The sequence below is a fragment of the Gaiella sp. genome (genome assembly GCF_057140465.1).
This window is the reverse complement of the sequence record NZ_DBNHWK010000018.1, coordinates 1-13,257: the sequence shown is the minus strand read 5'-3', so window position 1 is coordinate 13,257 and position 13,257 is coordinate 1. Positions and strand designations below refer to the sequence as shown.

The 13,257-nt window shown below is 73.0% G+C and carries 16 protein-coding genes; 12 read left to right on the top strand and 4 right to left on the bottom strand.

What is annotated here, in order from left to right:
* The 3 genes from AC162C_RS02360 to AC162C_RS02350 all read left to right on the top strand — a co-directional run.
* Positions 1-640 (top strand): pyridoxamine 5'-phosphate oxidase family protein (locus AC162C_RS02360; RefSeq protein ID WP_484096144.1); only part of this gene is annotated, 640 nt, incomplete at its 5' end.
* The gene (locus tag AC162C_RS02355) at positions 637-1,884 is read left to right on the top strand and encodes an aspartate kinase (protein WP_484096143.1); all 1,248 of its coding nucleotides are present in this window, start codon (positions 637-639) and stop codon (positions 1,882-1,884) included. The genes AC162C_RS02360 and AC162C_RS02355, both read left to right, overlap by 4 nt.
* A 61-nt stretch (positions 1,885-1,945) precedes the next feature.
* Positions 1,946-2,725 (top strand): mechanosensitive ion channel family protein, encoded by a 780-nt coding sequence (locus AC162C_RS02350; protein ID WP_484096142.1) that lies wholly within the window; start codon positions 1,946-1,948, stop codon positions 2,723-2,725.
* 46 nt (positions 2,726-2,771) lie between these two features.
* Here the strand turns inward: AC162C_RS02350 and AC162C_RS02345 are convergent, their stop codons facing one another.
* Entirely contained in the window at positions 2,772-3,887 is a 1,116-nt protein-coding gene (locus AC162C_RS02345) for a sigma-70 family RNA polymerase sigma factor (protein ID WP_484096141.1), read from the bottom strand.
* Between the two features lie 337 nt (positions 3,888-4,224).
* Between AC162C_RS02345 and AC162C_RS02340 the strand changes: the two genes are divergently transcribed.
* The 4 genes from AC162C_RS02340 to mptA are packed head-to-tail and all read left to right on the top strand — an operon-like array spanning position 4,225 to position 7,682.
* Complete coding sequence (locus tag AC162C_RS02340; protein ID WP_484096140.1) at positions 4,225-5,052, top strand: DNA-formamidopyrimidine glycosylase family protein; 828 nt, start codon at positions 4,225-4,227, stop codon at positions 5,050-5,052.
* Between the two features lie 40 nt (positions 5,053-5,092).
* The gene (locus AC162C_RS02335) at positions 5,093-5,494 is read left to right on the top strand and encodes a MaoC family dehydratase (protein ID WP_484096139.1); all 402 of its coding nucleotides are present in this window, start codon (positions 5,093-5,095) and stop codon (positions 5,492-5,494) included.
* Positions 5,491-6,693: an MFS transporter gene (locus tag AC162C_RS02330; RefSeq protein ID WP_484096138.1), complete on the top strand. Its 1,203-nt coding sequence runs from the start codon at positions 5,491-5,493 to the stop codon at positions 6,691-6,693. Before AC162C_RS02335 ends, AC162C_RS02330 begins: the two co-directional genes overlap by 4 nt.
* Positions 6,690-7,682: a GTP cyclohydrolase MptA gene (gene mptA, locus AC162C_RS02325; RefSeq protein WP_484096137.1), complete on the top strand. Its 993-nt coding sequence runs from the start codon at positions 6,690-6,692 to the stop codon at positions 7,680-7,682. Before AC162C_RS02330 ends, mptA begins: the two co-directional genes overlap by 4 nt.
* Here the strand turns inward: mptA and AC162C_RS02320 are convergent.
* The 3 genes from AC162C_RS02320 to AC162C_RS02310 are packed head-to-tail and all read right to left on the bottom strand — an operon-like array spanning position 7,669 to position 10,241.
* Positions 7,669-8,919, bottom strand: a complete 1,251-nt coding sequence (locus tag AC162C_RS02320) for an InlB B-repeat-containing protein (RefSeq protein WP_484096136.1) — start codon at positions 8,917-8,919, stop codon at positions 7,669-7,671. The two genes, mptA and AC162C_RS02320, sit on opposite strands and share 14 nt — an antisense overlap.
* A 59-nt stretch (positions 8,920-8,978) precedes the next feature.
* Positions 8,979-9,584: a glycerol-3-phosphate 1-O-acyltransferase PlsY gene (gene plsY, locus AC162C_RS02315; RefSeq protein WP_484096135.1), complete on the bottom strand. Its 606-nt coding sequence runs from the start codon at positions 9,582-9,584 to the stop codon at positions 8,979-8,981.
* Between the two features lie 48 nt (positions 9,585-9,632).
* The gene (locus tag AC162C_RS02310; RefSeq protein ID WP_484096134.1) at positions 9,633-10,241 is read right to left on the bottom strand and encodes a superoxide dismutase; all 609 of its coding nucleotides are present in this window, start codon (positions 10,239-10,241) and stop codon (positions 9,633-9,635) included.
* A gap of 91 nt (positions 10,242-10,332) precedes the next feature.
* Between AC162C_RS02310 and AC162C_RS02305 the strand changes: the two genes are divergently transcribed.
* The 5 genes from AC162C_RS02305 to AC162C_RS02285 all read left to right on the top strand — a co-directional run.
* A complete protein-coding gene (locus AC162C_RS02305) occupies positions 10,333-10,947 on the top strand; it encodes a superoxide dismutase (RefSeq protein WP_484096133.1) in 615 nt (204 codons plus the stop codon).
* A 49-nt stretch (positions 10,948-10,996) separates the two neighbouring features.
* A complete protein-coding gene (locus AC162C_RS02300; RefSeq protein WP_484096132.1) occupies positions 10,997-11,482 on the top strand; it encodes an RNA polymerase sigma factor in 486 nt (161 codons plus the stop codon).
* Positions 11,479-12,060, top strand: a complete 582-nt coding sequence (locus tag AC162C_RS02295) for a hypothetical protein (RefSeq protein ID WP_484096131.1) — start codon at positions 11,479-11,481, stop codon at positions 12,058-12,060. The genes AC162C_RS02300 and AC162C_RS02295 overlap by 4 nt, the downstream gene beginning before the upstream one ends.
* A gap of 117 nt (positions 12,061-12,177) precedes the next feature.
* A complete protein-coding gene (locus tag AC162C_RS02290) occupies positions 12,178-13,008 on the top strand; it encodes a thymidylate synthase (RefSeq protein WP_484096130.1) in 831 nt (276 codons plus the stop codon).
* Between the two features lie 11 nt (positions 13,009-13,019).
* The coding region (locus AC162C_RS02285) for a dihydrofolate reductase (RefSeq protein WP_484096129.1) at positions 13,020-13,257 on the top strand (238 nt) is incomplete at its 3' end.

Here is a 13,257-nt window from a genome sequence, read left to right as displayed (position 1 = left end):
GCGCGAGCCGCACCGCGGGCGCTACGACCGCGAGACGATCGACGCGATCCTCGACGCGGCGCTCGTCTGCCATCTCGGCTTCGTCCAGGACGGCCAGCCGTTCGTGATCCCCACCCTGCACGCCCGTGTCGACGACGAGCTCCTCGTCCACGGCTCCTCGGCCAGCCGCGCCCTCCGCGAGGCCGGCTCGGGGATCCCCGTCTGCGTGACGGTGACCCTGCTCGACGGCCTCGTGCTCGCCCGCTCCGTGTTCGAGCACTCGGTGAACTACCGCTCGGTCGTCGTGCTCGGGACGGCAACGCCCGTGACGGGGGACGCCGAGAAGCTCGCGGCGCTCGAGGCGCTCACGGAGCGGCTGCTGCCCGGGAGGTGGGCCGACGCGAGGATCCCCGACCGCAAGGAGCTCAAGGCGACGGCGGTGCTCCGACTGCCGCTCGACGAGGCGTCCGCGAAGGTGCGGACGGGGCCGCCCATGGACGGCGACACGCCCGACGCCGAGCTCGACGTCTGGGCTGGGGTGATCCCGCTCGTGACGCGGGCGCTCCCGCCCGAGCCCGACCCCGCGCTCCGACCCGGAATCCCGGTGCCGCCGTACGCGCGACACTTCAGCCGCCCGGGCCTCACCACGGAGGAGCGATGACGGCGGACGCCGCCCGCGACTTCGACGCCGTGGTGATGAAGTTCGGCGGCTCGTCGGTCGCCGACCCGGCGAAGGTGCGCCTGGTCGCCGAGCGCTTCGTCGCCGCCCGACGCCGCGGCCTGAAGGTCGTAGGGACGGTGTCGGCGATGGGCAAGACGACCGACCAGCTGCTCGCCCTCGCGGGCGAGGTGTCGCCGACCCCGAACCCGCGCGAGCTCGACATGCTGCTGTCGACCGGGGAGCGGATCGCGTGCGCGCTCGTCGCGATGGCGATCCACGACCTCGGCGAGGAGGCGATCTCGTTCACCGGGTCACAGGCCGGGATCATCACCGACGCCGCCTACACGAAGGCGAAGATCCGCGAGATCCGCGCCGACCGCGTCCTCACCGCGCTCGACGCCGGCAAGATCGTGCTCGTCGCCGGCTTCCAGGGATTCTCCCGGGACACGATGGACGTGACGACGCTCGGCCGCGGCGGGACGGACGCGACCGCGGTCGCGCTCGCCGCCGCCCTCGGGGCCGCCTGCGAGATCTACTCCGACGTCCCCGGCGTCTTCACCGCCGACCCGCGCATCGTCCCCGGGGCCCGCAAGCTCCCGGCCGTCTCGTACGAGGAGATGCTCGAGATGTCCGCATCGGGCGCGAAGGTGCTGATGCTGCGCTCGGTCGAGCTGGCACGCAACCACGGCGTGCGCGTGCACGCCCGTTCGACGTTCTCCGACGAGGAGGGCACCTGGATCCAGGAAGGAGACGAGATGGAGCAGCCGATCGTGTCCGCGGTCACGCACTCAGAGACCGACGTGGTGTTCACGCTCACCGGCATCCCCGATCGACCGGGCGTCGCCGCGCGCATCTTCGACGCCGTCGCCGACGCGCACGTCAACGTCGACACGATCATCCAGAACGTCGTCCACGGGAAGGCCGAGATGTCGTTCTCCGTGCCGAACGAGGACGTGACGGCGACGCGGGCGGCCCTCGAGGGCACGCAGGCCGAGCTCGGGACGTTCGCCGTCGAGGAGAACCACGAGCTCGGCAAGGTGTCCCTGATCGGCGCCGGAATGCGGTCGCACCCGGGCGTCGCGGCGAAGATGTTCCGGACGCTCGCGGATCTCGGCATCAACCTGCAGATGATCTCGACCTCCCCGATCAAGATCTCCTGCATGATCGCGCGGACCGAGCTGCCGCAGGCGGTGCGGGCGTTGCACGACGCGTTCCAGCTCGAGGGCGAGCCGGTCGCGGACTAGGCCTCGGCCCGGCCCGACGCAGGCAGGCGACGGGCCGCCGCCGCCGAAAGCGTTGCTCGTCGTGGACGAGCGCTGGCAGCGGGTGATCGTCACGGCGGCCGTCTGGGTCGCCGTCGTCCTCGTCGTGCGGTTCGTGCTCCGCTGGGCGTTCGCGACCTGGGAGCGCCGTCAGGCGGGCGCCGACGAGGCGACCCTCGCGAGTCGACGGACGACGTTCAGCATCGTCACGCGGCTGATCGTGGCGCTCGTCGCGGTGATCGGCGCGTGGAGCGTGCTCTCGATCTTCCCCCAGACCGAGCAGATCGCACGGGCGCTCCTCGCCTCGAGCGCCGTCCTGGCGCTGTTCGCCGGGCTCGCGTTCAGCACGCCGCTCGGCAACCTCGGCTCCGGCGTGCTGGTGAGCTTCACCCAGCCGCTGCGGCTCGGCGACCGCGTGACGGTCGGCGACCACACCGGGTTCGTCGAAGCCGTCAACCTCATCTACACGACGCTCGTCACGGACGAGCAGCGCCGCGTGTTCGTGCCCAACACGCAGCTGACGACCACCCCCGTCGTCAACCGCACGATCGGGGCGGCGCGCCGGACCGTCGAGTCGACGATCCCGATCCCCCTCGGGACCTCGATCCCGCAGGCGCGGGCGCTGCTGCTCGACGCGGCCCGCGACGCCCCCGACGTCCTCGACGCCCGTGTCGACGTCGGCGACGTCAACGACAAGCACGTCTGGATGCAGGTGACCGCGTACGCGCCGCTGCAGGCGGACGTCGGCGCGATCGGAAGCGGGGTGCGGGAACGGAGCCTGACCGCGCTCGCCGCTGCCGGCCTCCTCCCCGTCCGCTCGTAGGCCTCCGAGACGTGCCGGCCGGGCAGCGGCCGCCGACGGGTGACGCCTAGACGCAGTCGCGGAGCGCCTGCGCCTCGGGCAGCCCCTCGAGCTTCTTCAGCGTGTTGTTCTCGATCTGCCGGATCCGCTCGCGCGTGACGCCGAAGGCCCGACCGACCTCCTCGAGCGTGCACGGCGGCTCGCCGGACAGGCCGTAGCGGAGCTCGATCACCTTCCGCTCCCGCTCCGGCAGCGACGCCAGCGCGAGGTCGATGTCCTCGCGCCGCAGTGACACCGAGGCCGTGTCGAAGGGCGACTCGGCCTGCTCGTCGGGGACGAAGTCGCCGAGCGACGACTCCTCCTCCTCGCCGATCGGCTTCTCGAGCGACACCGGGAGCTGCGCCATGCGCAGGATGTCCCGCACCTCGTCGACCGACATCTCGAGCTCCTCCGCGATCTCCTCCGGGCGGGGCTCCCGGCCGAGGCGCTGCACGAGCTGCCGCTCGATGTGCACGACCTTGTTCAGCTTCTCGACCATGTGCACGGGAATGCGGATCGTGCGCGCCTTGTCCGCGATCGCACGGGTCACGGCCTGCCGGATCCACCAGGTGGCGTAGGTCGAGAACTTGAAGCCCTTGCGGTGGTCGAACTTCTCGACCGCCCGGATCAGCCCCAGCGATCCCTCCTGGATGAGGTCGAGGAACGAGAGGCCACGGCCGAGGTACCCCTTCGCGATCGACACGACGAGACGGAGGTTCGCCTCGATCATGTGCTGCTTCGCGTTCATGTCGCCGCGCTCGATGCGCTTCGCGAGCGCGATCTCCTGATCCGCGGTGAGGAGCGGCACCTTGCCGATCTCCCGCAGGTAGAGGCGCAGCGAGTCGAGCGAGGGCTCGACCGTGAGGTCGAGCTTCGGCGGGGCGATGACGACGGCCTTCTCGTCGTCGGCCGGCTGCGGCGGCTCGAGCATCGGCGGGAGCGCCTTGTGCTGCTCACCCTCGAGCAGATCGATCGAGTGGTCGCTCAGGTACGTCGTGAACTCGTCGGCCTGCTCCTTCGTGAGCTCGACGTCCTCGAGCGCGCCGGCGATCTCGTCATACGTGAGGAATCCCTTCTCCTGCCCCTGCTCAACGAGCTTGTGGAGCTCTTCGACCTCCGGAAGCGCAGTCTCGGCGGAGAGCATCGACCCCTCGTACTCCTTCCTCGTTGACGGAGACAGAACCACCTCGAACCCGTTCGAGCCGGACACCCCTGCCCCGGCTCTGACCCATCAGGCGCCGCATCCTATACGAGTACGCGGCGTTTGTGAAACGTCGCAGGACCCGACTCTCGACGGCCCGTGGGCCGCCGCCGTCGGATCGCACGGAGGACGCCGACGCGATCGCCGCGGCCGGTCGCGACGATCGCCTCCACGCCGGCGCCCTGCTCCCCGTCCGGGACCTCCTCCCACCTCGACCGGGCGGACGACGGAACGGCCCCGAGCCGCGGAATCGGGCGCACCGGCGAGCTACCCTCGGCACATGCCGGAGCTCCCCGAGGTCGAGGCGTGGGTGCGCGAGCTCGACCCGCTCGTCTCGCGCGCGGCGATCGAGCGTGCGGGCCCGGCGCACATCGCGACGCTGAAGACCGTCGACCCGCCGCTCTCCGTCCTCGACGGGCAGCGCCTCGTCGGCGCGCGCCGCCGCGGGAAGAACCTCCTCTTCCCCGTCGCCGGCTCCGACCTCGTGCTCCGCGTGCACCTGATGAGCGCGGGACGCCTCCGCTACCACCCGGCGGGTGCGAAGACTCCGAGCAGGCCGGCCTTCCGGATGCGCTTCACGGACGGCGGCGAGCTCGTGCTCACGGAGGCCGGCAGGAAGAAGCGGGCCGGCGTCTGGCTCGTCTCCGGCGACGTGCTCGACCGGGAGCTGGCACACCTCGGCCCGGACGCGCTCGGGCTCGACGGGGACGCCCTCGCGGCGGTCCTCGCCGCGGAGCGACGGCAGCTCCATCCCCTGCTCCGCGACCAGCGCGCGATCGCGGGCATCGGGCGCGCCCACGCGAACGAGATCCTCTGGGAGGCTGCGCTGTCGCCGTTCCGGCTCTCGACGGAGCTGGGAGCGGACGAGGTCGACCGCCTCGGCGACGCGATCCACGACGACCTCGCGCGGGCGCTCCGACTGCGCGTCGAGGGCAAGCACGACGCGGACGTGTACCGCGTGCACGGACGGTTCGGCGAGCCGTGTCCCCGGTGTGCGGACACGCTGCGACGGGTCGACTTCGAGGAGCACACGATCACGTACTGCCCGAGGTGCCAGACCGGCGGCCGGATCCTCAAGGATCGCCGGCTGTCACGCGTCCTGCGCTAGCTGTCACGCGTCCTGCGCCAGAGGTGCAACACTCCCCGCCGTGCCGACGATCGGCGACACCGCGCGACGCACCCGACAGGTCACGATGCGTGACATCGAGCTCTTCACCGAGCTCACGGGCGACCGGAACCCGCTGCACTACGACGAGGCCCTCGCCGCCGGGAGCCGCTTCGGCGGGATCATCGTCCAGGGCGGCGTCACCTCGGGGCTGCTCAACGCCGTGGTCGCCGAGGACCTGCCCGGCCCGGGCTCCGTCTTCCTCCACGTCGACTGGAGCTTCAAGGCCCCGGTGCGCCCGGGCGACGAGATCACGGCCGAGGTCGAGGTGCTCGAGGCGCGGGAGGACAAGCCGCTCACGCGCCTGCGCACGACGATCACCACCCAGGACGGGACGGTCGTGCTCGACGGCACCGCGCTCGTGTGGACCGAGCCGCTCGCGTGACGCAGCGGCGTGCGCTCACGCTCCTCGCGCTGTCGTTGACGCTCTCGATGTCGACGTGGTTCTCGGCGTCCGCCGTGATCCCGCAACTGCGGGACGAGTGGGGGCTCTCGACCCACACCGGCGCGTGGCTCACGATCGCCGTGCAGGTCGGCTTCGTCGTCGGCGCGCTCCTCTCCTCGGCGCTGACGCTCGCCGACGTCCTGCCCCCGCATCGGGTGATCCTTCTCGGCTCGCTCGGCGCTGCGCTCGCGAACGCCCTCCTGCTCACGGCCGACGGCCCCGAGCGCGCGATCCCGCTCCGCCTCGCCACGGGCTTCTTCCTCGCCGGGGTGTACCCGCCGGCGTTCAAGCTGATGGCGACCTGGTTCACGCGCGGGCGCGGGACCGCCCTCGGCGTCCTGGCGGGAGCGATCGCCATGGGCTCCGCCCTCCCGCACCTCGTCAACGGCCTCGGCGGGATCGCCTGGGAGCCGGTGATCGTCGCCACGTCGGCGATGACCGTCGCGGGCGGGCTGATCGTCGGGCTCGGCGTGCCGGAGGGCCCGCATCCCTTCCCGCGCGCCGCGTTCGATCCCCGCCAGGCGCTGCTCGTCTTCCGCAACCGCGGTGTCCGGCTCGCGTCCTTCGGGTACTTCGGCCACATGTGGGAGCTGTTCGCGATGTGGACGTGGTTCCTCGTCTTCGCGCGGGAGTCGCTGTTCGCGAGCGGGACGACGGCCGCGCTCGTGACGTTCGTCGTGATCGGGCTCGGTGCCGCCGGGTGCGTCGCGGGCGGGATCGCCGGTGATCGGATCGGGCGCCCGGAGACGACGGCGGCCGCGATGGCGCTCTCCGGCGCCTGCGCGCTGGTGATCGGGTTCGTCCCCGCGCCGGCCGCGATCGCGATCGGCCTCGTCTGGGGCGTCGTCGTGATCGCCGACTCCGCGCAGTTCTCGACGATGGTGACCGAGCACGCCGACCAGTCGTACGTCGGCACGGCGCTCGCGCTCCAGCTGGCGATCGGCTTCGCCCTCACCGTGTGCACGATCTGGCTCGTGCCGTTCCTCGTCGAGGACGCCGGCTGGGGATGGGCCTTCGCGTTCCTCGCGGCCGGCCCGGCACTCGGCGTCGTCTCGATGCTGCGTCTCCGCGCGTTCGATCGGGAGCACGCGCGAGGCGACGGCTCGGCGGACGCGGTCGGTGGTACGGTCGAGACGTGAGCGAGCTCCGGGGGACCCACGACATGCAGGCGTCGGCGCCGCCGGTCGCACTCGCGCTCTCCCGCGCCGGCGTGACGCGCGTGCAGAAGGCGATCCGCATCCGCCGCGGCGACCAGGAGATGCTGATGGCGGCCGAGATCGACTGCACGGTCGACCTCGGGCGCGACCAGAAGGGCGTGCACATGTCCCGCTTCCCGGAGCTCTTCGACGAGGCGATCGACGCCGAGGTCCTCGGCGAAGGGCTCCTGATCGAGGTGCTCGCCGAGCACATCGCGCGGCACATCGTCGAGCGGCAGGAGGCGCTGCGGGCGGAGGTGCACATCGCCGCCCGCTGGCCGCTGCGGCGCGAGACCCCGGTCAGCGGCCTGCCGACGCAGGAGATGGTGTCGCTGATCGGGATCGCCGCCGCCGCCGGGGACCGTGTCCGCCGCGTCGTCGGCGTGGAGGCGACGGGGATCAACGCCTGCCCGTGCGCGCAGGGCCTCGTGCGCGACCGGGCGACGGAGCGCCTGCTGGAGGCCGGATTCGTCGACGGTGACGTGACGCGGATCTTCGAGCTCGTGCCGCTGGCCACGCACAACCAGCGTGGCCGAGGCACGCTCCTCGTCGGGAGCGCCCAGGCGCTCGACGCCGAGGGCCTCGTCGCCGTCGTCGAGCAGTCGATGAGCGCACCCGTCTTCGAGCTGCTGAAGCGGCCCGACGAGCTGTTCGTGGTCGAGCACGCACACCTGCAGCCGCGCTTCGTGGAGGACTCGGTGCGCATCTCGCTGAAGACGCTCCTCGACGAGCAGCCGGGCCTCGACGACGCCGACTTCGTGCTCGCGCGCCAGGTGAACCTGGAGACGATCCACGACCACGACGTCGTCGCAGAGCGCTTCGGCACCGTCGGCGAGCTTCGCAGCGAGCTGGCCGGCGGCGCGCCGGTCGGGCGGCAGACCACGCTCGAGAGCTGGCTCAGGCGGGACGGCGACGCCGCTACGGGCGGCTGACGCGGACGAACGTCGCGCGGGCCCGTGCCGGCCCTTCGAGCGTCAGCCGGCACCCCGGAGACCGTCCGCGGCACGCACCGGCCCACGCCTTGAAGCGCCACCCGGGGGCGGGTCGCGCCACGAGTCGCACGGGCGCGTAGGAGGGGAGCCGCCCCGCGCACCGGCCCGGGCACGCGACGCCCGCCGGGACGCTCCTGACGGTGCCGCGCCCGCTCGTCGAGACGCGGACGACGAACGCCGGGGGGCCGAACAGGGCGCCGACCGAGGTCGGCTCCCCGATCGCGAGCGCACAGGTGGGCAGGCGCCCGGCGCACGCCCCGCTCCAGCGGACGAACACCTGGTCCGAGGCGGGCACGGCGGTGAGCAGTACCTGCGTTCCGGTGTCCCACAGCGACCCGCAGCTGCCCGCGCAGTCGACGCCCGGGACGTCGCTCCCGACCCGTCCCCGCCCTCGGAGGTCGAGCGCGAGCGGCGTCTGCGCGTCGAGGCGCTGGAGCCAGGCGGAGTCGCGGATGTCCGGCCAGCCGCCGCCGTGGCCGTAGTAGTCGTCGCGGCCGACATCGAGCAGCAGCGTCGCCAGCGGCGTGAGCGTCGCGTAGGGCCAGAGGATGTCCGATGCGGCGTCGCACACGTGGCTCGCGTCCTCGTCGACACAGGCGTGCGGCGGGCCGGGGGCCGGGAGCGCGCCCATCGCGTGGAGGAGCTCGTGGGCCGCGACCACCACGGTCGGCTCGCCGGGGCAGGCGCGCGTGTAGACGATCGCGACGCCGGGCCCGCCGAAGAGCCCGCCGCCCTGCCCGCAGATCTCGTCCCCGTCCAGCGGCCCGTCGTAGTAGACGAGGTGCTTCAGGTAGGGGGAGTTCGCCGTCGCCACGGCGACGGCGGCGGCGATGATCCTGAAGCGGCTCCCTTCCGGGCGGAGCTCGTCCCCGGTGCGTGGAAGGCGGATCACGCGCACGTCCGCCTGCGGGCCGCACGGGAACAGGGCCCGGTCGAACCGCGGCGCGCGCACCGGGTCCTGGGCGCGCCACCACTCGTCGATCGCGTCGACGTCCGCCGAGATCTGCGGCGCCGCCGTGCCGGACGCGTCGACCCCGTCCGAGGGGACGGCGTACACGACGCTGATCTGGTTCCCTGCGACCGCGGCCGGCCGGTCGACCGCCGACGGCGTCCCGCACCACGGCGCTGCGTGCGCCTGTCCGGAGAGCGCGAGCCCGGCGATCGCGACGGCCCCCACCACGGCCAGCCTCCGCACGCGAGTGGCGGCACGAGCGCCACCGTTCCCCGCCCCGGGCGTCACGCGGGCATCCCGCGGCGCCGCGAGAAGCGCGGCTCCGTCCCGGCGACCAGCCGCCGGAGGTTCGTGCGGTGGAGGAGGAAGACACCGACCGCGGCGACGATGCAGAAGCCGACGATCGGCCACGACGCGCCGAAGGCCCACGCGAGCACGGGGAGGGCGGCCGCCGTCGCGAGCGACGCCACCGACGCGTACCGGAAGAGTGCGAACGTGACGAGCCAGACCGCGAGGCAGCAGGCCGCCGCCAGCGGCACGAGGGCGAAGCTGACCCCGCCGGCGGTCGCCACCATCTTGCCCCCGGGGCGGAAGCCGAGGTAGACGGGGCGGGCGTGTCCCGCCATCGCCGCCGCGCCGGCGAGCACCCCGGCCCAGTCACCGCCGATCTCGACGGCCAGCAACGCGGGCACGAAGCCCTTGCCGACGTCGAGGAGCGCCACCGGGAGCCCGAGCGTCCAGCCGTAGACGCGCCAGACGTTCGACGCGCCGATGTTCCCACTGCCCCGGGCCCGGATGTCCTCGCCACGCACGAGGCGCACGAGCAGGAGCCCGAAGGGGATCGACCCGACCACGTACGCGGCGACGACGAGGATCGCGTCGACGATCACGGCGCGGAGCTTACGCCGCCGACCGGCGTCCCGGGTACCGGGCGGCCGCTACGAGGGGACGCCGTATGCGGCGACCCACCCGTTGACGACGCCCCAGTCGAGGTTCTCGAAGAACGCGTCGATGTAGGCGGCGCGATCGGTCTGGTAGTCGATGAAGTACGCGTGCTCGTAGACGTCGAGGGCGACGAGCGGCGTCGCGTTCCAGACGGGAAAGGTGTTCTGCGCGTCCCCGAGCAGGTTCAGCAGCCGTCCCTCGTCCCAGTCGTAGGCCGTCCACGCCCAGCCGCGGGCGGCGAGGCCGGTCGCCTTGAGATCCGCCCGCCAGGCGTCCACCGACCCGAAGTCGCGCTCGACGAGCGCACGGAACGCGCCCGTCGGGTCGCCACCCGGGCCCCCCAGGTGCTCGAAGTACACCTCGTGGTTCTTGACCCCGCCGATCGCGAAGGTGAGGTCGACCTTGAGCGCCCGAAGATCCGAGTAGACCTGGTTCGCAGCGCTCCGGTCGACCTCGGCGAGCTTCCCGACGATCTCGTTCCGCTTCGCGACGTACCCCTGGTACAGGCGGTAGTGCGCCTCCACGGAGACGCGTGAGATACCGGCGAGCTCCAGCAGTGCGGGCTTGAGCGGACGGGCCGCGAGCTCCTCGACGTTCGACATGGGCTCCTCCTGGCGTGGTCGGGTGCCGACTCGGGGACGGCCCGGAGCATATCCTTGGGCGGACGAAACGATCCCGAGGAGGAACCCCGCGATGGCCTACGCCGTACCCGACCTCACCTACGCCTTCGACGCGCTCGAGCCGCACATCGACGCGCGGACGATGGAAATCCACCACGACAAGCACCACGCGGCCTACGTGACGAACCTGAACGCCGCGCTCGACGGCACCGAGTGGATGGACCGACCACTCGAGGCCGTGCTCTCGAACCTCGAGATCCTGCCCGAGGACAAGCAGACCCCCGTCCGCAACAACGGCGGCGGCCATGCCAACCACACGCTCTTCTGGGAGATCATGGGCCCGGGCGGCGGCGGCGAGCCGACGGGCGCCCTCGGCGCGGCGATCGACGGGACGTTCGGCAGCTTCGACGTGCTCAAGCAGCAGATGATCGACGCGGGCGTCAAGCGCTTCGGCTCGGGCTGGGCGTGGCTCGTGTGGGACGGCACCGGGCTCGCGGTGATGTCGACCGCGAACCAGGACTCCCCGCTGATGGAGGGGAAGACGCCGATCCTCGGCATCGACGTGTGGGAGCACGCGTACTACCTCCTGTACCAGAACCGCCGCCCCGACTACCTCGAGGCGTGGTGGAACGTCGTGAACTGGGACGCCGTCTCCGCGAAGTACGCGGAGGCCACGGGCACGTCCTGACCGCGTCGCGGTGCCGGGGGCTCGCCCCCGGCACGCGCCGCCCGGGCCCGTGGAGACGGCAGCCCTCACCGACGACGCGCTGATCGGCCGGGTCGCGGCCCGGGACGTCGACGCGTACGGAGAGCTCCACCGACGCTACGTGCGGGCCGTGCTCGGGCTCGCGCTCCGCTCGCTCGCGGACCGCGAGGACGCCGAGGCCGCGACGCCGGAGGTCTTCGGCCTCGTCTGGCGCGACGCGCCGCGGTTCGCCGGCTCGGAGGCGGACGCCGTGCGCTGGCTGTACGACCTCGCGCGGGCGGCGCTCGGGGAGGCCGTGGCGACCGAGAGCCCGCGCCGGTGGGCGACGTGGCGGGTGCATCGCGCCCTGATGTCGCTGGACGAGCCCGAGCGCTCCGTCGTCGAGCTCGCGTACTGGGGCGGGATGCGCGCCGACGAGATCGCGGCGTTCCTGCACGTGTCCCGGAGCGCCGTCGTCGAGCTCGCCCGCGCCGCGCTCGGGCGCGTCGGCGACGACCTGGCCGGAGCACCTGCGTGAGGGCCCCCGACCTCGACGACCTCGTCGGCGACGGCGTCGCTCCCGGCGAGCACGCGCTCCTACGACGCGCCCACGACCTCCTGGTGGAGGCGGATCCACCGCCCGAGCTGCCCCCGGACCTCGCCGTCCCGCCCGCGCCTCCCACGACCTCCGCGCTCCCGATGCCGCGCCGCTACCGCTCGACGGCGGTCGTCGCAGCGGTGATCCTCGCGCTCGCACTGTTCGGCGCCGGGTGGCTCCTGGGCGGAGGCGGCGGCGGGCGACAGGAGGTGCAGTCGGTCGCGCTCGCGGGCGACGGCGCCGCGCGCGGCGAGCTCGTCGTCCTCCGCGGCGACGACGCGGGGAACTGGCCCCTCGAGCTGACGGTGCGCGACCTGCCGGCGCCCCCCGCGGGCACCGCCTACGAGCTCGTGCGGACGAGGCGCGACGGCACCGAGGAGCGCGTGGGCGCGTTCGTGAGCGACGGAGAGGAGACGACGGTCACGCTCAACGTGACGTCGCCGGTGTCCGATGCCGATCGGTGGGTCGTCGTGGTCTCCGGCACGACCGCCCCGGTGCTGCGCACGGCAGGCACCTGACGGCGAGGGTCGGCCTCCCCCGCGTGCGGCACCGCCGCCCCGGAGTGCGTTCGTGACCCCGGCCGCCCGCCCGCCCGGCGTCGAGAGACGGGCTTCCGGGCGACGCGCTATCGTCGCGTGATCGTGTCCGACGACGTGCGCAGCGGCCCCGTGCGCTCCCAGTACGAGGACTTCGCGCGCCACGTCCTCACGACCGGCGTGCCGAAGGCCGACCGGACGGGCACGGGCACCGTCAGCGTGTTCGGCTACCAGATGCGCTTCGACCTGGCGGAGGGGTTCCCGCTCGTGACCACGAAGAGGGTGCACTTCCCGTCGATCGCCTACGAGCTGCTCTGGTTCCTCCGCGGGGACCGGAACGTCCGCTGGCTGCAGGAGCGAGGGGTCTCGATCTGGGACGAGTGGGCCGACGCCGACGGCGACCTGGGACCGGTCTACGGCGTCCAGTGGCGCACGTGGCCGACGCCCGACGGCGGCCACGTCGACCAGATCGCCGAGGTCGTCCGCCTCCTGCGCGAGGAGCCGGACTCGCGTCGGATCGTGGTCAGCGCGTGGAACGTCGCCGACCTCCCGCGGATGGCCCTGATGCCCTGCCACGCGCTCTTCCAGTTCCACGTCGCCGGGGGCCGGCTCAGCTGCCAGCTCTACCAGCGGAGCGCGGACGTCTTCCTCGGCGTGCCGTTCAACATCGCGAGCTACGCGCTGCTCACCCACATGCTCGCGCAGCAGAGCGACCTCGAGGTGGGCGAGCTGATCTGGACGGGCGGCGACTGCCACGTCTACGACAACCACCGCGAGCAGGTCGAGACGCAGCTGGCGCGCGACCCGTTCCCCTACCCGACGCTCGCCCTGCGCCGACGCCCGGAGACGATCTTCGACTACGCGTTCGAGGACTTCGAGGTCGTCGGCTACCACCACCACCCGGCGATCCGCGCCCCGGTCGCGGTGTGAGGGTCTCCGTCGTGGCGGCCGTCGCGCGAGGCGGCGTGATCGGCCGCGACGACGACCTGCCGTGGCACGTCCCCGAGGACGCGCGGCGGTTCCGCGCGCTGACGATGGGCCACCCGGTCGTGATGGGGCGGCGGACGTGGGACTCGCTCCCCGACCGGTTCCGGCCGCTGCCCGGCCGACGGAACGTCGTCGTCACCCGCAATCCCACCTGGGAGGCCGCCGGCGCCGGGCGGGCCGGCGCGCGCGACG

Coding starts and splice junctions, on each gene's coding strand:
- AC162C_RS02355 (WP_484096143.1), top strand. CDS start 637: ATGACGGCGGACGCCGCCCGCGACTTCGACGCCGTGGTGATGAAGTTC.
- AC162C_RS02345 (WP_484096141.1), bottom strand. CDS start 3,887: ATGCTCTCCGCCGAGACTGCGCTTCCGGAGGTCGAAGAGCTCCACAAG.
- AC162C_RS02340 (WP_484096140.1), top strand. CDS start 4,225: ATGCCGGAGCTCCCCGAGGTCGAGGCGTGGGTGCGCGAGCTCGACCCG.
- AC162C_RS02310 (WP_484096134.1), bottom strand. CDS start 10,241: ATGTCGAACGTCGAGGAGCTCGCGGCCCGTCCGCTCAAGCCCGCACTG.
- AC162C_RS02305 (WP_484096133.1), top strand. CDS start 10,333: ATGGCCTACGCCGTACCCGACCTCACCTACGCCTTCGACGCGCTCGAG.